Source organism: Thiohalorhabdus sp. Cl-TMA, assembly GCF_041821045.1.
GTDB classification, from domain to species: domain Bacteria; phylum Pseudomonadota; class Gammaproteobacteria; order Thiohalorhabdales; family Thiohalorhabdaceae; genus Thiohalorhabdus; species Thiohalorhabdus methylotropha.
In genome coordinates this window covers 77932-99343 of the sequence record NZ_JBGUAW010000001.1, presented here as the reverse complement: position 1 = coordinate 99343, position 21412 = coordinate 77932, and the positions used below count along the sequence as shown (strand labels likewise).

At 65.9% G+C, this 21412-nt stretch carries 17 protein-coding genes; 8 read left to right on the top strand and 9 right to left on the bottom strand.

What is annotated here, in order from left to right:
- Window positions 1-38 precede the first annotated feature (38 nt).
- The 3 genes from glnE to ACERLL_RS00400 all read left to right on the top strand — a co-directional run bounded on the left by glnE (window position 39) and on the right by ACERLL_RS00400 (window position 4209).
- The gene (gene glnE / locus ACERLL_RS00410; RefSeq protein ID WP_373654077.1) at window positions 39-3008 is read left to right on the top strand and encodes a bifunctional [glutamate--ammonia ligase]-adenylyl-L-tyrosine phosphorylase/[glutamate--ammonia-ligase] adenylyltransferase; all 2970 of its coding nucleotides are present in this window, start codon (window positions 39-41) and stop codon (window positions 3006-3008) included.
- Window positions 3009-3070: 62 nt separating this feature from the next.
- On the top strand, window positions 3071-4000 hold the full coding sequence (locus ACERLL_RS00405; RefSeq protein ID WP_373654076.1) for a branched-chain amino acid transaminase: 930 nt from the start codon (window positions 3071-3073) through the stop codon (window positions 3998-4000).
- Between the two features lie 11 nt (window positions 4001-4011).
- Window positions 4012-4209: a zinc-finger domain-containing protein gene (locus tag ACERLL_RS00400; RefSeq protein WP_373654075.1), complete on the top strand. Its 198-nt coding sequence runs from the start codon at window positions 4012-4014 to the stop codon at window positions 4207-4209.
- A 162-nt stretch (window positions 4210-4371) separates the two neighbouring features.
- Here ACERLL_RS00400 and ACERLL_RS00395 read toward each other — a convergent pair whose 3' ends face one another.
- The gene (locus ACERLL_RS00395; RefSeq protein ID WP_373654074.1) at window positions 4372-5328 is read right to left on the bottom strand and encodes a lysophospholipid acyltransferase family protein; all 957 of its coding nucleotides are present in this window, start codon (window positions 5326-5328) and stop codon (window positions 4372-4374) included.
- A 65-nt stretch (window positions 5329-5393) separates the two neighbouring features.
- On the opposite strand from ACERLL_RS00395, the gene ACERLL_RS00390 reads away from it, so the two are divergent.
- Window positions 5394-6680 (top strand): 3-deoxy-D-manno-octulosonic acid transferase, encoded by a 1287-nt coding sequence (locus tag ACERLL_RS00390; protein ID WP_373654073.1) that lies wholly within the window; start codon window positions 5394-5396, stop codon window positions 6678-6680.
- A 58-nt stretch (window positions 6681-6738) separates the two neighbouring features.
- Here the strand turns inward: ACERLL_RS00390 and ACERLL_RS00385 are convergent, their stop codons facing one another.
- The 8 genes from ACERLL_RS00385 to ACERLL_RS00350 form a co-directional block, all read right to left on the bottom strand.
- Window positions 6739-8091: an NTP/NDP exchange transporter gene (locus ACERLL_RS00385; protein ID WP_373654072.1), complete on the bottom strand. Its 1353-nt coding sequence runs from the start codon at window positions 8089-8091 to the stop codon at window positions 6739-6741.
- Window positions 8088-9932: a CotH kinase family protein gene (locus tag ACERLL_RS00380; protein ID WP_373654071.1), complete on the bottom strand. Its 1845-nt coding sequence runs from the start codon at window positions 9930-9932 to the stop codon at window positions 8088-8090. Before ACERLL_RS00380 ends, ACERLL_RS00385 begins: the two co-directional genes overlap by 4 nt.
- A gap of 29 nt (window positions 9933-9961) precedes the next feature.
- Window positions 9962-10756: a hypothetical protein gene (locus tag ACERLL_RS00375; protein ID WP_373654070.1), complete on the bottom strand. Its 795-nt coding sequence runs from the start codon at window positions 10754-10756 to the stop codon at window positions 9962-9964.
- Window positions 10757-10779: 23 nt separating this feature from the next.
- The gene (locus ACERLL_RS00370) at window positions 10780-11850 is read right to left on the bottom strand and encodes a glycoside hydrolase family 113 (protein WP_373654069.1); all 1071 of its coding nucleotides are present in this window, start codon (window positions 11848-11850) and stop codon (window positions 10780-10782) included.
- Window positions 11843-13327, bottom strand: coding sequence for a hypothetical protein (locus ACERLL_RS00365; RefSeq protein ID WP_373654068.1), 1485 nt, complete (start codon window positions 13325-13327; stop codon window positions 11843-11845). The genes ACERLL_RS00370 and ACERLL_RS00365 overlap by 8 nt, the downstream gene beginning before the upstream one ends.
- Window positions 13324-15165: a glycosyltransferase family 2 protein gene (locus tag ACERLL_RS00360; protein WP_373654405.1), complete on the bottom strand. Its 1842-nt coding sequence runs from the start codon at window positions 15163-15165 to the stop codon at window positions 13324-13326. The genes ACERLL_RS00365 and ACERLL_RS00360 overlap by 4 nt, the downstream gene beginning before the upstream one ends.
- Before the next feature lie 205 nt (window positions 15166-15370).
- Window positions 15371-16219 (bottom strand): hypothetical protein, encoded by an 849-nt coding sequence (locus tag ACERLL_RS00355; RefSeq protein ID WP_373654067.1) that lies wholly within the window; start codon window positions 16217-16219, stop codon window positions 15371-15373.
- A 12-nt stretch (window positions 16220-16231) separates the two neighbouring features.
- Window positions 16232-17080 (bottom strand): hypothetical protein, encoded by an 849-nt coding sequence (locus ACERLL_RS00350; protein ID WP_373654066.1) that lies wholly within the window; start codon window positions 17078-17080, stop codon window positions 16232-16234.
- Between the two features lie 105 nt (window positions 17081-17185).
- On the opposite strand from ACERLL_RS00350, the gene ACERLL_RS00345 reads away from it, so the two are divergent.
- From ACERLL_RS00345 to ACERLL_RS00330, 4 genes are all read left to right on the top strand, one after another.
- Window positions 17186-17473 (top strand): hypothetical protein, encoded by a 288-nt coding sequence (locus ACERLL_RS00345; protein WP_373654065.1) that lies wholly within the window; start codon window positions 17186-17188, stop codon window positions 17471-17473.
- Between the two features lie 687 nt (window positions 17474-18160).
- Window positions 18161-19363: a quaternary amine ABC transporter ATP-binding protein gene (locus tag ACERLL_RS00340; protein WP_373654064.1), complete on the top strand. Its 1203-nt coding sequence runs from the start codon at window positions 18161-18163 to the stop codon at window positions 19361-19363.
- Window positions 19360-20316, top strand: a complete 957-nt coding sequence (locus ACERLL_RS00335; protein ID WP_373654063.1) for an ABC transporter permease — start codon at window positions 19360-19362, stop codon at window positions 20314-20316. The genes ACERLL_RS00340 and ACERLL_RS00335 overlap by 4 nt, the downstream gene beginning before the upstream one ends.
- A 9-nt stretch (window positions 20317-20325) precedes the next feature.
- Window positions 20326-21369 carry a glycine betaine ABC transporter substrate-binding protein gene (locus tag ACERLL_RS00330; RefSeq protein ID WP_373654062.1) on the top strand — a complete coding sequence of 348 codons (1044 nt, stop codon included), beginning with the start codon at window positions 20326-20328 and terminating at the stop codon, window positions 21367-21369.
- Window positions 21370-21412 lie beyond the last annotated feature (43 nt).

The window sequence follows — 21412 nt, the reverse complement described above, 5'->3', positions numbered from 1 at the left end:
TCTTTACGCCAGCAAAGCGGGGGGGCAACATAGACGCCATGACCACTTCGGCCCAATCATCGCCATACCGCGCTCCGGAGGAGTCGGCGGCCTGCATACGCCTCAGCGACATTATCGGAGGCTCATCGGGCACGCTCCTGGCGGAGGCCCTGCTGGCCGATACCGGACTGCGGGATGCCTGGCTGCGGGTGCTGGCCAGCAGCCCCTTCATCCACAGGGAGCTGCGCCGGTATCCGGAGCTGGTCCGCGACCTGGTGACGGATCCCCAATGGCTCGGACAGCGCTGGACCGCCGAGGACATCGCGGCCCGCGTCGAGGAGGCCGTGGCCCCCTGCACCGAGCGGGCAGAGCACATGGCGGCCTTGCGGCGGGTCCGTAACTGGCTCATGGCGCGCATCGCCTTCCGGGACCTGGCGGGCTGGGCGGATTTCCCGGAGACGGCGGGTGAGAGCACCGCCCTTGCCGAGGCCGCCGTGGAGGCAGCCCTGGACTTTGCGGGACGCGAGCTGCGCGAGCGATTCGGCACGCCCCGGCTTGCCGACGGAAGCGGGGCCACCTTCACGGTGCTCGGGATGGGCAAGCTGGGGGGCGGCGAGCTGAACTTCTCCTCGGACATCGATCTGATCTTCGCCTACACCGACGAGGGCGAGACCGACGGCCCCAAGGCCGTCGATAACGGCACCTATTTCACGCGCCTTGGTCGTTCGGTCATCCAGCTGCTGTCCGAGCTTACCGCCGATGGCTTCGCCTTCCGGGTCGACATGCGGCTGCGCCCGCACGGTGACGGCGGGGCCCTGGCCCAGCCGCTTGATGGCATGGAGGAATACTATCAAGTTCACGGCCGGGAGTGGGAACGCTATGCGCTCGTGAAAGCCCGCCCCATCGCCGGCGACCTGGCGCAGGGAGAGCGACTGCTGGCGGAGCTGCAGCCCTTCATCTATCGCCGGTATCTGGATTTCGGCGCGGTGGAAGCAGTGCGCGACCTCAAGACCCAGATCCAGCGCCAGGTGGAGAACCGGCGCTTCCGGGACAACCTCAAGCTGGGCCGTGGCGGTATCCGCGAGATCGAGTTCATCGTCCAGGCCTTCCAGCTGTTGCACGGCGGCCGCCACAAGGAGCTGCGGGGCCGGGCCACCATGCGCATGCTCGACGCCCTGCGCGAGCTGGAGCTGCTGCCCGACCGGGACCTGGACCACCTGGAGGTGGCCTACCTATTCCTGCGCCGCCTGGAGAACCACGTCCAGATGGCGGGGGACGAGCAGACCCACCACCTACCGGAGAGCCCGGAAAGCCTGGCCGCCCTCGCGCACACCCTGGATTTCCCCGACACCGAGACCTTCCTCGACGCCCTGGATGCCCACCGGGACCGGGTCCAGGAAGCCTTCGACCAAACCTTCGCTGCCCCGCAGACCGCCGACGAGGAGGAAGAGCCGCCGCTGGAGCGTGTCTGGCGTAACCAGACCGACGCGGCCGAGGGGCGGAAGATCCTGAGCGACCACGGCTACCTCCACCCCGAGGACGCCCTGGCCACCCTGGAGCAGCTCCGCGCCGCCCCCTTCCTGCATCGGCTCACCGCCACCGGTCTGGACCGGCTGAACCGGCTCATGCCGCTGCTGATCGGGGCCGCGGGAAACACGCCGGCGCCCGCGGTGGCGCTTTCCCGCATGGCCGAGGTCCTGGAGGCCATCGGCGGGAGGTCCACCTATTTCGCCCTGCTCGCCGAGAACCCGGTGGCCCTGGCCCAGGTAGTGCGGCTGTGCGGGGGCAGCCCCTTCCTGGCGCGCTTCCTCGGCAAGCACCCCATGCTGCTGGACGAGGTACTGAATCCCGAGGACCTCTACGCCTGTCGCATCCGGGCCTCCCGGGAGGCCGCCCTGGGCCGGGAGCTGGAGGACGCATCCGACCTCGAGGACCGGCTCAACACCCTACGGCGCTTCAAGAGTATCGAGGTGCTTCACCTGGCCGCCCGCGATCTCCAGGGCCACGCCGAGCTCACCGAGGTGAGCCGGGGCCTCACCGAAGTGGCCGAGCTGACCCTGGACCGGGCCCTGGATATGGCCTGGGCCGAGCTCACCGAACGCTACGGCCGGCCCATGTGCACCGACGGGGGCGAGCGCCGGGAGGCGGGCTTCCTGGTGGCGGGGCTCGGCAAGCTCGGCGGGGCCGAGCTGGGCTACGGCTCCGACCTGGACCTGCTGTTCCTGCACGATAGCCGGGGCGAGGAGCAGCACACCGAAGGCGGGCGCAAGGGAGAGGCCATGGACAACGGCCGCTTCTTCGCCCGCCTGGGTCAGCGGCTGATCCACTTCGTCACCACATTGACAGCCGAGGGGGCCCTGTATAGCATCGACATGCGGCTGCGCCCCGGCGGAAAATCCGGGGCGCTGGTTGCGTCCCTGGACCATTTCCGGGAATACCAGCTCGAGCACGCCTGGGTGTGGGAGCACCAGGCGTTCCTGCGCGGGCGGCCGGTGGCCGGGGCCGCCCATCTGGGCGCCACCTTCGAACGTCTGCGCGGGGAGATCCTGGCCCGCCCCCGGGACGAGGAAGCGCTGGCGGAGGCAGTCCGGGATATGCGCGGGCGCATGCTGGAGGAGCACGCCTCCCCCGCGGGCGTATTCAATATCAAGCGGGACCGGGGCGGGCTCATCGACATCGAGTTCCTGATCCAGTACCTCTGCCTGCGCCACGCCCACCGCACACCCGCCATCCTGGCCACCAGCAACCGCGCAGCCCTGAGCGCCCTCACCGAGCACGGGCTCGTCGATCAGCAGACCGCCCGGATGCTGGACGAGGCCTACGTGCTGTTCCGGACCCTGGAGAACCGGGTCAAGCTCTTCGAGGACCGGGCGCAGGTGGAAGTGACCGCGGATCCCACCTGGCGGGAGCAGCTCGACCGCATGGCGGAGCCCGCATGGCAGCCGGTTGTGCCGCGCCTGGAGGCCACCCGGGAGCGGGTGAGCGAGGCCTTCGAGGCTTTTCTGGGCGTCCCGACGCGCACCGGCTGAGGCGGCCCCACCAATCCCGAAGCGAATCTCCGCTTAGCTAGCGAACCAGGAGCTCGAATAACATGTCTATGGCCGACCGCGACGGCAAGATCTGGATGGACGGGGAGCTCGTCGAGTGGCGGGACGCCACCACCCACGTCCTCACGCACACCCTCCACTACGGCATGGGGGTGTTCGAGGGCGTACGGGCCTACAGCACCGAGCGCGGCGCGGCCATCTTCCGGCTCGAAGAGCATACGCAGCGGCTGTTCAACTCCGCGCACATCATGCAGATGCCCATGCCGTATTCCCGGGAGACCATCAACGAGGCCCAGCGGCAGGTAATCCGGGCCAACGGGCTGGATGCCTGCTACATCCGGCCCCTGGTGTTCTACGGCTCCGAGGCCATGGGCCTCAATGCCCACGGACTGGAGGTGCACGTGGTGGTGGCCGCCTGGCCGTGGGGTGCCTATCTCGGCGACGAAGGCCTCAAGCACGGCATCCGGGCGGTGACCAGCAGCTATACGCGCCACCATCCCAATATCACCATGACCAAGGCCAAGCTCAGCGGCGGCTACTTCAACTCCATGCTCGCCCATCGCGAGGCCAAGGAGGCGGGGTTCGACGAGGCGGTGCTGCTCGACCCCTACGGCTATGTCTCGGAGGGCCCCGGCGAGAACATCTTCATGGTCCGCGACGGCATCCTCTACACCCCGCCGCTATCCACCGCCCTGGACGGCATCACGCGCAAGACGGTGCTGGAGCTGGCCCGGGAAGAGGGCATCGAGATCCGCGAGGAGCCCCTGACGCGGGACGCCTTCTACATCGCCGACGAGGCCTTCTTCAGCGGCACCGCCGCGGAGGTGGTACCCATCCGCGAGATGGACAACCGGACCATCGGCGGGGGTAGCGCCGGGCCGGTGACCCAGCGGCTGCAGACCCGCTACTTCGACGTGGTCGCCGGCCGGGACGCCCGGCATGCGGACTGGCTCGATTTCGTCTACCAGGACTGAAGGAACACACCGTGACGGCCAACCAATACCGCGCCATCGACATCACCGAAGACGACCTGCCGCTGCACTGTCCCACCCCGGACATGACCACCTGGGATTCCCATCCGCGGGTCTTCCTACCCATCGACGAGGCGGAGAGCGGGGAGTACCGCTGTCCGTACTGCGGGATCCTCTACCGCCTCAAGCGGGAAGACTCCAAGGCGGGCTGAGCCGGCCCTCCCGGGCCACCGTGGTAGCGGCCTCCGGCCGCGACAGCCTTGCCGCCACCGACGCGGCCGGGTTTTCCGTCTTCCCGGGCGGGGAGCGGAAATCGCGGAACCGAGGCCGATACCAACGGCGGGCAGCAAGCCTCCTGGGCGGTTCTTCCCCGGCTACGGCCGCACGGACCCCGACCAGGGGGGTTGGCGCTGGTCCGGAAGCAAGGCTCTGGGCTCGCTCCGCCAGCGCCGATGCACCCAGAACCACTGGGCCGGAGCCAGGGCGATGCCCGCCTCCATGGCCGCCACGGTCTCGGCGGTGAGGTCCCGGATGCCGTCCTCGTCGTCCCCGAAACGATCCGGCTCGATGGTCGGTAAGAAGACCAACCGGAAGCGCTCGGCCCCCTCCCGAACCATGAAGGCGGGCAGAACCAGGCAGCCGGATTTCTTGGCAAAGCGGGCGAAGGTGGTGGGAACCCTGACCGGCTCGCCGAGGAAGGGCAGCCAGATCCGGGTGCTGTCGCGCAGGTGCTGGTCCATGAGCATGGCAACCGTCTCCCCGCGACGAAGCGCCTCTAGCACCTCCCTGCTCGACCGTCTCCGGTCGATGGCGTGGACGCCGTGGCGCTCCCGGCAGGCGCGCAGCCGGTCCTCAAGCAGGGGGTTATCCAGCGGCCGATAGACCACATGGAGCGGATTCAGGCCATAGTGGGGAAGATTCTGGGCCAGCAGCTCCCAGTTACCGCCGTGCACGCTCAAGATCAGCACCCCGCGCGGATCGGCGGTTGTCGCCTCCAGATGCTCCCGGCCTTCCACCGCAGTCACCATGGACTGGAGCTCCTGGGGACTTAGGCGCTCCAGCAGGGCCATCTCCCCCGCCAGGTGGCCGAGCTCCCGGAACACCTCCCGCACCTTTTGGTCGGCTGTTTCCTCGCCGTAGCGCAGGGCCAGGGATTCCCGGGCGACCCGGGCGTGTCGCCGGTCCATGTGGCGGGCCCATTCCCCGACGCGCCCGGCCAGGGCGTAGCGGGTACGCGCCGGCAAGGCCCGCAGCAGGCGCAACAGCCCCCCTAGGGCAGCCGCTTCCAATCGGTGGCGCAGGCGGATGGGCTGGGATTCCTCGGCGGGCATCACCCTCTCGATGGTTGGCAAAAGGCCGTATTGTACCGTACCTGCACCGCTTCCGTAGGACCGCCATGACTTCCGAGTCCCCGCGCAACTCTCCGCCGCTTTCCGCCCGCCTTTGCGAGGGCGCCTATCGGCTCCTGCGCCGCCTGGTCCCGCGGCTGCCCGCCCCGGAGCGGGGCCGCAAGGATTCCCGGCGCGACCCCCGCGGGCGCCTCGCAGTAGCCGAAGGCCGCCCGCGTTTGTGGCTCCACGCGGGGACCCGGGCGGGCCTGGATGCCGCCTGGCCCTTGCTGGCTGCCTGGCAGGACCGTCACCCGGGAGGCGTGGTGGTGCTCACCGTGGTGTCCGAAGCGGCCCGCGCGGAGGCGGAGGAGCGCGCAGCGGGCCGCATCCAGGCCGCCTTCCTGCCCGAGGACGCCCCCGGCGCCGCGGGCCGTTTCCTGGAAGCGGTCTCCCCCGATCTGGCGCTCTGCCTCGGGCCGGGCCTGTGGCCCAATCTGTCCCGGGCCCTGGCCCGCCGGGGCATCCCCTGGCTGTGGCTCCTCGGCGGGGTGTACCCGGCCCCCTGGCGCTGGGCCCGGCGCCTGCCATGCCTGTTCCGGGGGAGCATCCTGCGTGCCGACGCCGTCCTGCTGGGGCAGGCGGAGGAGCGGCAGGCGCTGGTGGAGCGCGGCGTGCCCGGCGAGCGCATCCGAACCGTGGGCAACCCCCTCCTTGATGCCCCTTCGCCCACCCCCTCCCGGGAGGCGCGGCAGCTTCGCTCCGCCCTTCGGGGGCGGCCCCTGCTGGTTTTCCAGGGCACCGAGCCCGGCGAGGAGGAGCTGCTGGCCGGCATCTGCCAGCAGCTTCCCTCGCCCTTCACCCACTGGCTCATGGTGCTGGTGCCCGCCGATCCCCGGCGCGCCCCGGAGCTCGCCGAACGGTTCGGCCGCTTCGAGCTGGATACCGCACTCGCCTCCCGCGGGGACACCATTCACAAGGGCACCCGGGTTTACCTGCTGGATGCCGTAGATCAGGAAAGCCTGTTCCTGGCCGCCGCCGACACGGTGGTTCTGGGCGGAACCTGGATACAGGGCTTCGCCGGCGCCGACCCCCTGCCGGCGGCCGCGGCGGGGCGACCGGTGATCTACGGGCCCTATGCCCACCGCCACCGGGAGGTCCTCCGCATCCTGGAGCAGGCCGGTGCCGCCCGGCAGGCCCCCAATGTCAACAACCTCCTGGCCGCGCTGCGCCGGTACCTGCAGCACCCTGGGGAGGCCCAGGCGGCGGGCCGTAGCGGTCGGGATACCCTCGAACCCCACCGCGGCGCTGTTAACCGGATCGCCGACATTTTGGACTGGGAATCCTACGGATAACCCCGTAAGTTCGCGGCCACCAGCGAATCCTCGCTAACAGCGGGATCGCTAGTGGGGGTCATTTCCGGGCGGCGGTTGCCGGCGTCTTTCGTACCCCGGCATACGGCCCATCAGCATTCAGCGGACCGGCGAGCACCTGGTAGGAACGGGCGATTCGAAAGGCCACTAGCAGCCAAAGGACGGCCAGCCCCAGGTTGAACAAGGCGAAGTCCGAGGTTTTGAATCCCAGGTAGGAGACTCCTAGGAACACTACTCCCGCCTGCAAAAGGTCCCCCATTCGCCAGAACAGGGTCTCAATGGTGGTCTTACCAGCATATTTCCCGTCCGTGGTCTCCGGGAGGAAAAGAACATGGCGGGTCGTGGTTTGAATAGAATAGTCGGTACTGTTCTCAAGGACCTTGATCACTCGTACTACGGCGAAAACCGGGAAGAAGGCCATCAACATGTACCCGGATAGGGCGATGAGGGGAAGCACCAACAACGCACCCTGCACCCCGATCGTGCGGTACAGACGCGAGACCAGGAAAAGCTGAAACAGCAGGGTTAGGAGATTCACCCAGGCGAAGAAATCCGCATAGAAAGCGCCGATCCGGGCCTCCTTGGACTCCCCCGGGGAAAGGGTCGCTTCCACGTGGCCCACCACCATTTCCGCTAGGATGAACTCGCCGATGGTGTTGATGCAGTTGAGAAGCACCACGAACAGGGCGATTTTTCGCAGATAGGGGCTCCTCAGTACGGGGACGAGTCCGCCGAGTAGCGCCCCGATACCCGTCGGGCGCCCCTCACGGTCTCCCTCTGCACGGCCCGGAAGCTTTCCTCCGGCGAAAATGGCCGAGAACAGCACCCCCATGGCCACCAGCATGAGCTGGAACGGTCCTAGGACCTCGAAGAGCCACTCCGCCAGCTGGGAGCCCACCACCGCCCCCAACGAGCCCCCCAGGGCAATGAAGGCAAATAGCCGCTGCCCGGATTGAACGGTATGGACATGCGCCGCCAGGGCCCAGAACTGGGCGATCTGGGTGACGTTGAAAATCCCCAGCCATATAAAGAAAACCAGCCCCAGGCGCGCACCCCCGGTACCCAGGAAATAGAACAGCCCGAGATTGGAGATGAAAAAGAGGGTCACACCCACGAAGATTCCCTCGCCCGCGTAGCGACGAGAGAAGTGGCTGTATAGTGGCAGCACCAAGAACATAAGCCCGGCCTGGAAAGCCACCGCGTAGCTGCGCAGCTCGGCGCTTCCGTCGGCCAGTATCAGCGCTTCCCGTGTCGGCTTGAGTAGATAGTACGCCACCATAACCAGGAAAATCCGGGCCGCGAGCCGCAGGGTAGTCTGCAGCTCGTCAGGGCGGATTTCGGTGACCAGGCCCAAGAGACGTTGAAAGGCTAAGGTGACCCAGTTGCGGCTCAACCCGGGTCCCTCTGCGCCCGTTCCACGACTCCCGGGCTACAGGCGACGAACCGCAACAGCCTGCCGCTGGGCAGAACCACTCGGGAGGCTTGCAGCGTATTGGCTTCCGGATTGGTACGAGCATTCAAGGGCCACCACCCCCGCCCGCCGTAGAGCCAAAGCTCCAGGAAGCCCTCATCAAGCCACTCCCCGAGCTCATTCCGCTTGCTATTCTCCTGCAGGTATTCCAGAGTCAGATCCGCCCGGACATGGTCGGCGGGAGTCTTGAGGATGAGGAACCAGGTGCGCTGGACGCACTGCCTCGGGTCCATCAGCGGCGGCGCTACCGCGGGAGGCTGGTTCATGTCCACTTCGACGGAAAAGCGCAGCCGGGCCGTATCGCCTGGTCGGATATCATCCAGCATAGCCAGGATGTAACCGTACCCTGGGGCCACCATGGCCAGCGAATCCCCGTCCCCGGCTTGCCAGGTGGTATCGGCAGCGTAAAGGGTTTCCGGGAGGGGCGGCGGCGGGGGAGCCTCTTGGGGATCCCAATGGGCAGAGTCGGCATTCCAGGGGAAGCGCCCGAACATCTTGGCTCGCAGATAATGCCATCGCGCCCGGGTATAGTAGGCCACCGTTTCCACTTCGCGCCGGAAGCCTACCCGGCTCTGCGGCTGATACCGATCAAGACGGGCATAGCTCTTTAGCGCCTCGCGCAGTGCCGCGATGCGCTCTCCCATCACCTCCGGGTGCCACAGCCCGAAGCTTTCCTTCCCGTACCCGGCCGGCTTCAGCCCCATCAAATGGCGCAGCCGCGTAAGGAAACGGCCGCGCAGCGCATCGTTGCGTAGGACCTTTTCCTTAAGCGGGCTGTAGGCGCCCAACTGGGGCGGATAGTAGTAGACGAAGTGCTCATTGAAGATATTGCGCGGGTAGGCCAGATAGGGATCGAAGTTGTGGCCGAAGGTGAGATCATAGTCGAAGGGAACCACCGTCCAGCGGCTATCGGCAGGTGCGCGGTACAGGAAATAGTTCTTGTTGTAGGTATCACCGTTATTGGTCAGGGTATTGATCAGGAACCAATCTATAACCGAATCCACATGGAAGTGCTCGGCCAGGAAGGTATCAAATTCCTCTACGGGCGTGGCATCTATGCGGCGACCCAGCTTCACGATGGGGCGGATCCCGTCGCCACCGGAGGAAAGCACGTTCCAGCACTCCGCCGCCCTCCCGGCATCCATCGGGGTGAGGTCTCCGCAGAACGCGCTGGAATCCGGGCTGAACAGCACCCCCTCGGTACCGAGGCCAAAGCGGGCGAAAAGGGCAGGCCGGATCCATTCGGTCTGGAGGAAAACCCCGATCAGCTCACCGTTAATGTGCAAACGGCGGTAGCGCACCCGGGGTGCCGCCATGCCCAGGGCTTCGATGGTGTCCCAGGCCAGGCGCTCTCGCATCATGGAGCCATCGTTTGCCATGGCGTCCAGGGCAATGCGGCGCTGACCCCGCCATGCCTCCCCCTCGCGGAGCTTGATCAGGATGGACTTTTTGGCAAAGCGTCGGGAAGAGCTGCCCAGCACCTCCACCCGGCCCTCGTGACGCGCACCATCCACCAGCAGAGTGACCGGAAAGGAGGACCGGTCGAATGGCTCCTTGCGGAATAAAACGCGCGCATCGAGAGGATCCATTTCCAGATCAAGCACCTTCAGGTCGCCGGGCTCCAGTACTGGATTGTTACGCACCAGCTCATGCCCTCGGGGCAAATCGGCCTTGGAAAGCGCCTCCCGTTCCGGTTGCGGCCCCTGTGCGCACCCCGCAGCCAGGGCAATCAAGGAGCCCACCAGGACCATCCTCTGAAGCACTGCCCACGCCTTCCCGCCCATTGCCTCTGTCACTCCATCCATGTCCGGCCGAAGCTTATGCCCACCTCGGTGCTTGCATCCATATTTCGCCCCCAGACCACCCGGACGACCTTGTAATCCACGGACCATTCACCGCCAAGCGGCTGCCCCAGGGAGGCCCGCACCCGGATCCGATCGTAATCATCCACGGGGGACTCACTACCCCAGCCGATCCCGTCCGCCCCGTTGCGCAGGGAAAAATTCCCGTGCAGCCCGGCCTGGAGGTCCAAGCTGCCCGCGGGCCAGGAATATTCCATATAGGTGAGGAAGTGCTCCGAGGGCACCCCCTCCCAGAGGCGGACCTCCGCGCCGGTGGAGAAATACCGGTGCGCATGGAAGGGGCCGCCCGCCGCGAACCGCCCATGGAGCCCCAGCTCCAGGCCGTAATGCTCGACACCGGGTCGCGAAGGGCCGCTGGCGCCCTCGCCGGATGGCAGCAAGAGGGCAGCCTCCCATGTGCGGCCATTACGGAAGAGATTCAGGCGCCCTCGTATCCCCAACTCCAGGTCACCGCCGTCCAGACGGCGGTCGCCACCACAGGAGCGCCGAGTCGTGTGGAGGCCGGCGAAAATGGTGTGGTAGTAGGAATACCCGTATTCCAAATACTGGTCGAAATAGGCATCCCGCGTGGTGCAGGGGGCGGGGCGGGGCCGGCTATTCGAGTCGAAGTAACGGGAATGGGTGACATACCCCATTCCCGTTGTATAGCTGTATTCCCCGCCCGAACGCATCCAGGCACCGGCCAAGGAAGCCGGCGAGACGACCAGGAAGAGGACCGCAGCCAACCCGGGACCCGACCGGTAGGGACTCATTGTTCGGCGCCCGTGCCTTCCCGGCAGCAACCGCGCCAATGGCATTGCAGGACCACCTGGGCGGGCTTGTTCTGCACTGTGAAACCTGTATCCCCGTAACCACCGGCCTCTAGGGTCCCATACCAGCTCCAGAAGGTTGCCCGGGCAACCCGGTTATCTGCCAGGGTGGGCCGCTCGCGTAAGACCCCGATCCACTCCTGAAGCACCATGGCCTGGAGACCGGGGTTGGGCTCCACGCCTGGGCCAGCGAGTCGACGCCAATCCCAGGGCCGGGGCAGGGAGCCGGTTGCCGAGGGATGGCCGATCTCCAGGACCCAGACGGGAAGGTCCAGGCCGGTCACCGCCGCCTCCACCCGGTCGAGGGCTTTCGTCATGTGTGCGCGCACTGCCGGTGGCCGGGCGGTTTGGCCCAGGGATGGATAGAGGGTCATGCCAACGGCATCTAGCCACTCCCAATGGGCGAAGGCTTCCACGCCTTCGGCGTTGTGGGCCGCATACGTCAGCTTGCCGCTGTACTCCCGGCGAACTGCCGCGATCACCCCTTTCCATTCTTCCGCCCCGCCCAGCTTGGTCAGCTCGGTGCCGATGACCAGGGCCTCCGCGCCCTCCCGTTCCGCGATGCGGGCATAGCGCAGGAGATGGTCCCCATAGGCCCCGAACCACCTTTTCCGGGATGGCGGATCGATCTCACCGGCCCAGGACCCAGGCACCAGAAGCTGCGGCTTGACCAGGGTTTCCAGGCCGGCCGCATGGGCGGCCCGCAAGGCGGCGACGAGCTGCTCGTCGGTGACCTGTCCGCCACGGCTTGGTTCCGCTGCGTCCGGAGCGGCCTGCTCCAGGAAGGTGACCACTGCCACATGGTCGGCACCGAGCTCCGCGAGCCGCCGCAATGCAGCCCTCGCCGGCTCCTCCGCAAAAGAGGATTCCCGGCTTTGAAGCAGGTTGAACCCCCAAGCGGGCTCATTGGCCTCGAACCGCTGGCCGCTGAATCCGCTCAGCCAGAGGCCCGTCAATGCGGCCATTCCCGCGACCACAAGCCCACCGATCAGGATCGGGGTTTTACGCATCCCGCTTCCAGACGCGCCAGCCGCCGTAATCGTAAACTAAGCGATACCCCGGTTTCCCATTTTGGTAGAAATCCGGCCAACGGCGGTTGAGGGCGTCCCCGAGTCCGACCATGGAATCCGGATCAGGAAGCGCCACCTGCTCGACCGTGGGCTGCCGCAGCCGGAGCTCAATCTGGAAGCGGTCTTCGAAAGGGACGATAAGACCCCGAGCGTCCCCCCGCGCGGCGATGGCCCGGTACCCGCTCGCATCGTCCAGCAGGGTCGGGCCTCGATGCCGGCCCAGCCAACGGCCCAGGGCGATCTCCCCGGCATGGTCCGGGGCTGTAACCGGTTTCAGGAAAGCCCCCCGCCACGCCTCCATGGTCGGAGTGGGGTAGAGGAGAAATCCGGCCCAACCCCCGAACAGGCCCAGGGCCAGCAGGGCGACGACCCCTTGGCGCGCCCTGGCCGGACGCGGCCCCAGGTAGGCCAGCTCCGCCATGATGCCGGCAAGCACCAAGGCCACCAGCTCCAAGGGGTGGCGCAGGAACCGGTCCTCGGTGGCCAGACAAACGGCCACCACGGGATGGAAAAGCAGCACCAGAGCGGTAACCAGCCGCTGTGAATCCTGCCGAAGACCGCCCAGCAACAGGACCATAGCGGGAAAGGCCGCCAAGGTAAGGCCCAATGTCCACAGTCCCGGCAACAGACATTGGTCCCCATAAATCCGTAGCCACGGCAGCGCCTCCACGGCACTCCCCTGGAGCTGGGTGTGGGCCTCCTGAAGAAAGGCCAAGGGCGTACCGAAGAACAGCCAGTTGTAGTAGAACCAGCCGAACGCCACCACCAGTAGGGGCGTGGCGAGGATGACGAAGGTGCTCAACGGGGCGCTCATCAATATGTGGCGGGGTGCCAACAGAGGCAAAAGGGGTACCAGGGCCAAAGAAAGGTAGAGGGACGCCCCCTCTACGAAGAAGAAGGCCGCCAGGAGCACCCCGAAAACGATGAATGAATGGATGTCATCCCGAATTATCAAGCGCAAGGCCGCTGTATAGAGCAGGTAGAAGCAGCCCAGGCTGATGGCTCCCATGGAACCGCTGGTGGCTCCCCACAGGAAGGCGGGGTGCAGAACCACCAGCCCCACCAGGAGTATGCGGAAGACGGGCGGCTGTCCCGCTCTCTGCAGGTGATGACTCCACAAGGCCAAAAGCCCCGCACCGAACAGGACCGAAACCAGGGTGGGTGCCATTGCGGAATCCAGAGGCCCCAGGTAGTGGAAGGGCGCCAAGGCCAAAAAAGTCCCGTGGGGATAGAGGAGCCCCAGGTACTCAGGGCGGATACGCGGGCTGTCGAGCACCTCGAGCAGCGTCGCCCACCGGCGCAAGGCCATGTCGTTGACGAAATGATTCTGCTGGAGAAACCAGGCCAGACCACCCAGCGCCACCGCGGCGATTCCGAAAAACAAAAGGTTGAAGCCCAGCCGCGTGGGCTGGGTCATGCCTTCCCTTCCTTGCCCATCTCCCCCGATGCACCGGTAAGTCCGTGGGCGGTCTTCTCCCAGAAGAATGGCTTGTGAATAAGCTGCCAGAGGGCCTTATAAGCAGCCACCGACTGGAGCAGCCAATAGGCGGGGGCGGTCAGGGCGTAGGGAATGAGCCGATAGAGGTGGCGCTTGAACACGCTGACCATGGACAGGTAGATCAGGAACCCGTTACCGATGAGCAGATTGAACAAACTAATATTAAGGATATGCGCCGGGAACAGGGGATCCAGTGCCCTGCCATGCGTGATCAGCCACCAAGCGAACATCAGGTAGAGCACGGGCGCGAGTAGGGCATTGAGGACCGAGCCGCCTATGAAGAATTGGAACCCCCAGAAGCCCGTGTGGCCCAGAGTCCGATACAGGTGCAGCGGACGCCGCATGTGTACCAGGTAGGTCTGCATATAGCCCTTGATCCAGCGCGAGCGCTGGCGGATCCAGTTGCCGAGGCGGCTGTTGGCTTCCTCGTAGGTGGTGGAGTTCACCACGCCCACATGGTAGTCCAGCTGGGTAAAGCGCACTCCGAGGTCGGCGTCCTCGGTGACGTTGTAGGGGTCCCACGCCTGCACACTGCGCAGGATATGCATATCGAAATGGTTCGAGGTACCCCCCAGGGGTATGGGAATGTGCAGAGCTTCCAAGGCCGGCAGGTAAAAATCAAACCATAGGGAGTATTCGAGGGTGAATAGCCGGGTCAGCCAGTTCTGCTCCCTGTTGAAATAGTTCAGGCGCGCCTGGATCACCGCCGTCCCTGGCCGGGATTTTCGGAAGGCCAGTACGGCCCGTTTCATCTGATCCGGCTCGGGCTGGTCCTCGGCATCGTAAATGGTCACCAGGTCTCCCCGCGCAAAGGCCAGGGCGTAGTTGCAGGCCTTGGGCTTGGTCTTGGGAAGGGATGGCGGCACCCGGATGATCTCAAAAATCCCTTCCAGCCCCATTTCCTTGGCCGCGCTGATGGTCACCTCATCGCCCTCCTCCAGGACCAGCTTTACGTCCAGCTTGGAGAGGGGGTAATCCATCTTGCGCAATGCATCGACGATGAGCGGCAGCACCTCCGGTTCGTTGTACATGGGGACGAGCACGGTGTAGGTGGGAAGATCGGCATTGGCGAGAGCCGCCACCTCCTCGCCGGTGACCTTGATGTCGATCTCGGCTTCGCTACCCACCCACGTAAAGAGCACCCGCAAGCCGAAGTTGATGAGTAGGAAGAAAGCCAAACCGGCATTGAAGACCAGTAGCGTGGTTATGGGCCAAACCGCTAACGAAACCAACGCCAGGGAAGCCGTGGTATAGATCCCCGCGATCTGGGCCTTAGTGAAAACTCGGCGGGCCGAATGCACCGGATCCCGGTTGAAGAGCTCATTGACCGCGTAGTCGCTGAGGTAGTCCTCGGAATGACGCTGCACCTGCCAGATAATGTCGAATTTAGAGGTGATCACGAAATCCACCGGCTCCCCGGCGCGCTCCCGCACCCATTGCAGGGCTTCGGGATCCGGGTCCGCCACGGCAAAGGTCAGGATGCCGCCCTTGGAGCGCCCCCACGGGAGCACTAGGAGCTCCGTGTAAGTCGTAAGGTCCTCCTCGCGCCATAGGGAGGGGTCCGGAGGGGACTGGTCGAAGTCCACGAACGGACGGCCGAAATGTTCGGCCAGCACCGAATAAAAGGCGTAGGGACGCACCCAGCCTTGGGCAAGCAGAACATCTCCCAGGCGCGTTCCCCAGCGCCGCTGGAGGGCCAAGGCCGCCTCAAGCTGCTGGGGGGTCAGGAGACCACGCTCAATCAGGCGATCTCCCATCTGCCCACTGCCCACGAAACGATCGATCCATCCCTCCGCGACCAGGATATCCCCGAGGCGACCCCCGCGCCGCTGTTGGATGGCAACGGCTTTCTCTAGCTGTTCCGGGCTAATCCACCCTTCCCGGACAAGGTGCGTACCGATGGGCCCGTCCGGTTCGGGGCCAGAGGGAACGGCCGGGGCGCCGGCCTTGGCCTCGAAGGCTTCATCCATGGCCATTTCCCGGGGCTCCCGGGTCACTCGTGAAGCCAGTCCCGTCCCCTCGCTTCCTATCCGGATCGTGCTGCCGGATCTTGCGGTAAAGATAGAGAACCAGGAGCGTAAGCCCGAGCCACCCCAGCGCAAGAATCCAGAAACGGTTGGCCCCGAGGTGGCCCAGCCAGCTGGTCACCCCAGGGTAATGGACCCGGGCTTGGGAAGGAGCCCCGCTATCCAGGGTCAGCAGGACTCCGGAGCGGTCCGCGAAGGCCACATCGTCTTCCGACAGCTTGAAGTCATCCGGAGGCGGCAGCCGCTCCCCGCTGGCCGTGCGCACCCAGAGGCCACGCGCGCCTTGCTGCGTTCGAGCCAGCTGGGCCACCGTCAACCGAGGAAGGGTCTTCGCGTCCAGCAAGGTACTGCCGTGGTCGTCCACCACCCGTATAGAGCCCTTGTCGAATCGCACCGGGACTTGGAGCCCACCGGCCTCGAACCGGCCGAGCGCCAGGAAGGGTCCCCGTGGCCGCAAGGGCTGGCTTTCCTCGAGGAAGCGCACCCGCCGGAAATCCACTGGCAGGGACAAATCGGCGGATAACCGGGCCAACAGGAGCAAGCCGTCCTCCGAATCCAGGAGCTCTTCAGCGAGGAGCACTTCGAAACCGCCGGAAAGATAGCGGGGCAGGTCGCCGAACTGCACGGGAAGGGAATCGTCCTTCCGCACGACTAGGTGACTGTCCGGCGCAACCTGGATGGGAAAGGCCTTCGCGGCCCCGAGGCATGCCCCCTCCGTACCCTCCCGCTGGATCACTACCCGCAATTCGTTGACCTGAGCCTGATACTCCGGCGGAAGGGACACCGTGATTTCCTGCTATCGCCCGGAATCCCGAAGCCGCTTGGCCCGAAGGAGGACGTCGTTGAGGTAGACGTACGCCTCATAGCCCTGCTCGCCCACACCAACCGGGACGATGACCTTGAAGCTGAGCCGATCAGGCCGGGTTCGGGGCGGAAGGTCGCCAGGAGTGACGACGGCTTCCCACCCGGCCCGGGAGCCAATGAACCGGGAGCTGGTGTCAAATCCCAGTTCCTCCAGCGGCAGGGAGTAGGACCCGCCCCTGGCATCACCCACCGGCCTGGCGGCATGGCTCGCCGGGTAGTCCAAAGGCCGGAGGTTGTACCGGTCGCCGGCGGCCAGTGGCTGCCACTTTTTCGCCAAGAGATAGAGAGGCCGGGTCTCGTAGGGCGCGCTGACGGCGATGAAACCAGCCTTCGCCTGCGCATCCTGGACCAGGAACAGGTTCCTTTCCCGGGAAGGCAGTGCTTGCTCGGCACGCTCCCGAGGATTTTCCACCGTTTCGGGATAACGCTTTGCCAGCGCTTTTGCCAGGAAGCTCCGGTCGCCGAGGACTATATCTCCCAGTGCCGGAAGTCGGGCGATGCGCACTTTGCGCCCCCGCCGATGGAGCAGGTCCAGGGTCGCCCACGCGGCGGTGAAAATTTCCGGCGACATCGCCTCCTTCGGGGGGAGACTAACGGTTACTCGGGAAGGTAATAGCTTCCAGGCATCACGCAGAGAGCCCGGGCGGCGGATATGGCGCAGCGCCAGCCCGCTTTCCGGAAGCATGTGGAAAAAGCTGGCGGCCAGACGCTCATCCAGGCAGCGATCCTCGCTTACCGGAATGGCCGCCTGGACGGTTACCTCCACTCGGCCATCGTCCAAGGCCCTCCGGTCCACGGGCACCACAAGAGAATGCAGTCCCCCATCCCGCTCCAGGGACCGGCTCTCCACCGGTTGGCCTTCCACCTCAACCCGGAGATTGGCCAAATGGTTGAGCAGTACCGAGGACCGGTAAACAAGCCGGAACCGGACGCTACCTACTTCCGTATCCCGGGGCGCCGGGAACATGAAGGTATGCGCATGGACGGTGGAGGCCCCGTCAAAGCGGAATCCTTTTTCATGGCCGAGACTTGCAATGGAGAAAAAGGCGGTATCGCGGGAGGCATCCTCTTTCCAGGCCAGCGGCTCGGCAAGGGCCTGCGTATTTCCGCCCTGCGTGGCCGCTTGTGCTGCCCAGGAAAAGCTGAGCAGCCCGAAAAAGAGCGCTCCCTTTAGACCCGGCAAAGGGCCGACATTCATTCCGTGTCTGCGCCGGCTCCATGCCCGTCCGGGGCCGTCTGCCGTACGATATCTTGGGGGGGAGGATTGCCGCGGTGAGCTGTCTTGTCCCGGGAATGCATGCCGGTTTGCTGAAAATCCACAGGAAATGTCAGGAATCCTCTTGGGGCAAAAAAATTCGGGGCCAAAAAAGGCAGGTCGACCCGCAGGGGAAGCCCCCTCCCAACGGGGAGATCTGCAGTGGACCTTAGTTTATCGGAGGTTTCCTTAAACAGAAAGAACTTTTTACGACAGGGAAGTCCTAACCCGAAAAAATGACGGTTAGTGATAATATCCCTGCAAGTACCATCCGGACTCTGTCTGCCTATTCGCCGCTCTACCCGACAGTAACTGACGATCACCGGCTATTCTTTCTCAACAAGCTCCATAAGCCTTTTCGTATTAAAAAGGGGAGCAATAGCGGTTATCAAATGCATCCTGATTATCCGGGCCTGCATTTCCCCGTAAACGCCCATATATACCGAAAATTAGAATATCCCCTTTGAAAACTAAACCCTCTGACGAACCCTCCCTCTGGCAAACCCCAAATTGACGGTCCGCTTGCCGCCGCTCTACGGTGTTCCCAAACCTTCGCGCCCCGTACGGCAGTCCCGGGACCCCACGCCATGAGGTGTCCCTTCGCCAATGCCTAGTGTCCAGCCCCTAGTCGAAGTAGAGCACCTCTACAAGGTCTTCGGAGACCACCCCGAGCTCGCCCTTGAGCTCCTCGACCAGGGGTACGACAAATCCGCCATTTTTGAGCGCACCGGCCTGACCGTCGGCGTGCGCGACGCCTCCTTCACCATCTACGCGGGCGAGGTCTTCGTCATCATGGGGCTATCCGGCTCCGGGAAGTCCACCCTCCTGCGCCTCCTGAACCGGCTCATCGAGCCTACCAGCGGCACCGTCCGCATCCACGGCACGGACGTGACCGCCATGGACGCCGCCGCGCTCATCGCCCTGCGTCGCCGGGAGATGAGCATGGTCTTTCAGTCCTTCGCCCTGCTGCCCCATCTAAGCGTCCGGGAGAACGCCGAATTCGGCCTGGATATCGCCGGGGAGGCCAAGGCGGCGCGCCATGAGCGGGCACAGGCCGCCCTGGAGCAGGTGGGGCTGGCCCCCTACGCGGACATTTATCCCGACGAGCTTTCCGGCGGCATGCAGCAGCGGGTGGGTCTGGCCCGGGCCCTGGCCGTGGATCCCTCCCTCATGCTCATGGACGAGGCCTTCTCCGCCCTCGACCCCCTGATCCGACGCGAGATGCAGGACGAGCTGCTCCGTCTGCAGCGGGAGAGCACGCGCACCGTGGTGTTCATCTCCCACGATCTGGATGAGGCGCTGCGCATCGGCCACCGCATCGCCATCATGGAGGGAGGCCGTATCCTGCAGGTGGGCACGCCGGGGGAGATCCTGAACGACCCGGCGGATGACTACGTCCGATCCTTCTTCAGGGGGGTGGACGTGGGCCACATATTCCGGGCCGGCGATCTGGCCCGCAAGGACCAGGTCACCTTCCGCCAGCCCCGGGACGGGACCATGGACAAGGCCACCTTGATCCGCCACCTCCGCGAGTACGGGCGTACCCACGCCTTCATTCTCGATCCCGAGGGGCGGTACGTGGACGCCGTCTCCCTCTATTCCCTGGAGCGGGTGGCCGGCCGGGCAGGGGGACTCCTGGAGGAGGCCTTCCTGGGGCTCGGCGCCGCCAAGAGCGACACCTCCCTGGCGGAGGTCCTGCGTCAGCTCTCCTACACCGACCTCCCCCTGCCTGTGGTGGAGGGCGATCGCCGCTTTCTCGGCGCCATCGCCAGTCCCACCCTGCTGTCCACCATGGTGCGGGCCCGATGAAAGGGCGCTACTGGGCCTTGGCGGCGGTGCTTCCGCCCGGCGCGAGCCGGGCGGCCAGTCCCTGCGAGGTGCCCGTGGCCGAATTCATCGAGCGGGTGGTTACTTGGCTGCTGGGCAACCTCCAGTGGCTGTTCGACGCCGTGGTGGCCGTGGTGGGCGGACTCACCGACGCCTTGGAGTGGCTCCTCCTGGCACCGCCCGCCTGGCTGCTCACCGGCGGGATCGCCCTGCTCGGAGCCTGGCGGGTGGGATGGCGCTTCGCCCTGTTCGCCCTGGCGGCGCTCGCTCTGGTGGTGGGCATGGGGCTCTGGCCGGACACGGTGGCCACCCTGGCGCTGGTCCTGTCCGCCACCGTGGTGAGCCTGGTCATCGGCCTGCCCCTGGGGATCTGGGCCTCCCGTCGGGACACGGTGGAGAAGATAATCCGGCCAGTACTGGACTTCATGCAGACCATGCCGGCCTTCGTCTACCTGATCCCCGCGGTGATGTTCTTCAGCACGGGCAAGGTCCCGGGGGTCATCGCCACCATCATCTTCTCCATGCCCCCCGCCGTGCGCCTCACCAACCTGGGGATTCGCCAGGTGCCCCGCGAGCGGGTGGAGGCGGGCCTGGCCTTCGGCTGCACGCCCCGCCAGCTGCTGCTCAAGGTCCAGATCCCCTCGGCCCTGCCCTCCATAATGGCCGGTGTGAACCAGAACATCATGCTGGCGCTTTCCATGGTGGTGATCGCCTCCATGATCGGCGCCGGCGGCCTGGGGGACGTGGTCCTCAAGGGCATCCAGCAGCTCCAGGTGGGGCTCGGCTTCGAGGGCGGCATCGGGGTGGTGATCCTGGCCATCATCCTCGACCGCATCACCCAGAGCTTCGGCCGGCAGCGCCGCGCCACGGTGCGCCAGCGCCTGCGGGAGCTGTTCCTGTCCGGGCGGCATCCCGGACATGGAACGGAAGATTAGGAGGGTAGGGTGCGCGGCTGGATGCATTGGCTGATCATGGGCACCGCCGGGGGTCTCGCCGTGGCGCTGCTGTTGTACCTGTTCAACTGCGGTCCGGGTCTCACCGGCCCGTCGGACGGACCGACCGCCACCATGCAGGGCGCCCCCACGGAGGCGCCCGGTGGTCTTCCCCCGGCGGCCCGGAACGGCGCAAACGGGAGAGGCACCACCCTGCGGATCGGCTGGACCGCCTGGTCGGACGCGGAGGTGGTCTCCCTGCTGGCCCAGCGCCTCCTGGAGCGCCACACGAGGCTCGATGTGGAGCGGGTCATGACCGATATCGGCATCCAGTACCAGAGCGTGGCCAATGGCGACCTGGACATCATGCTCATGGCCTGGCTGCCCGTCACCCATCGCAGCTACTGGGAGAAGGTCCGCGACCGGGTGGTCAACCTGGGAGTGCTGTACACGGGCCGCCTGGGCTGGGTGGTTCCGGACTACGTCCCCAGGGAGCGGCTCGCCGCCATTCCGGACCTCGCCGACCCGGAAATGGCCCGGCGGCTGGGCGGCCGCATCCAGGGCATCGATCCCGGCTCGGGCCTCATGCAGGCCTCCGAGCGAGCCATGGAGGCCTACGGCCTGGCGGATCTCCAGCTGGTCTCCGCCAGCGGCGCCGCCATGACCGCCGTCCTGGACCGGGCCATCCGCAACCGCGACTGGGTGGTGGTGACCGCCTGGCGGCCGCACTGGATATTCGCCCAGTACGACCTCCGCTTCCTGGAGGACCCCGAGAACGTGCTGGGCGGCGAGGAACGGGTGCACGCCATCGCCCGACGGGGCTTCCAGACCGCCTTCCCGCCGCAAGTGGCCGGATTCTTCAGCCGGTTCTACCTCCCCGAGGAGGAGCTCGCCCGCATGCTGCTGAACGCCCAGGAATCCTCCCCCGAGGCGGCGGTGGACCGATATATCCGCAAGCACCCGAACCGGATCCGCTACTGGCTCACCGGGGATATCGAAGAGGCGGCCGACTCGCCCACGGCGAAGGACGCGGAAAGATCGGAAAGCACGGGGTAAAGCAAGCTCCCCCCCCCCAGGAACGGGGCGGAGCTCCACGCCG

Excerpts from the sequence above, each read along its gene's own strand:
- glnE (WP_373654077.1), top strand. The coding sequence starts at position 39 with ATGACCACTTCGGCCCAATCATCGCCATACCGCGCTCCGGAGGAGTCG.
- ACERLL_RS00405 (WP_373654076.1), top strand. The coding sequence starts at position 3,071 with ATGTCTATGGCCGACCGCGACGGCAAGATCTGGATGGACGGGGAGCTC.
- ACERLL_RS00395 (WP_373654074.1), bottom strand. The coding sequence starts at position 5,328 with ATGCCCGCCGAGGAATCCCAGCCCATCCGCCTGCGCCACCGATTGGAA.
- ACERLL_RS00390 (WP_373654073.1), top strand. The coding sequence starts at position 5,394 with ATGACTTCCGAGTCCCCGCGCAACTCTCCGCCGCTTTCCGCCCGCCTT.
- ACERLL_RS00370 (WP_373654069.1), bottom strand. The coding sequence starts at position 11,850 with ATGCGTAAAACCCCGATCCTGATCGGTGGGCTTGTGGTCGCGGGAATG.
- ACERLL_RS00365 (WP_373654068.1), bottom strand. The coding sequence starts at position 13,327 with ATGACCCAGCCCACGCGGCTGGGCTTCAACCTTTTGTTTTTCGGAATC.
- ACERLL_RS00360 (WP_373654405.1), bottom strand. The coding sequence starts at position 15,165 with ATGGGAGATCGCCTGATTGAGCGTGGTCTCCTGACCCCCCAGCAGCTT.
- ACERLL_RS00345 (WP_373654065.1), top strand. The coding sequence starts at position 17,186 with ATGGTTGAGCAGTACCGAGGACCGGTAAACAAGCCGGAACCGGACGCT.
- ACERLL_RS00340 (WP_373654064.1), top strand. The coding sequence starts at position 18,161 with ATGCCTAGTGTCCAGCCCCTAGTCGAAGTAGAGCACCTCTACAAGGTC.
- ACERLL_RS00335 (WP_373654063.1), top strand. The coding sequence starts at position 19,360 with ATGAAAGGGCGCTACTGGGCCTTGGCGGCGGTGCTTCCGCCCGGCGCG.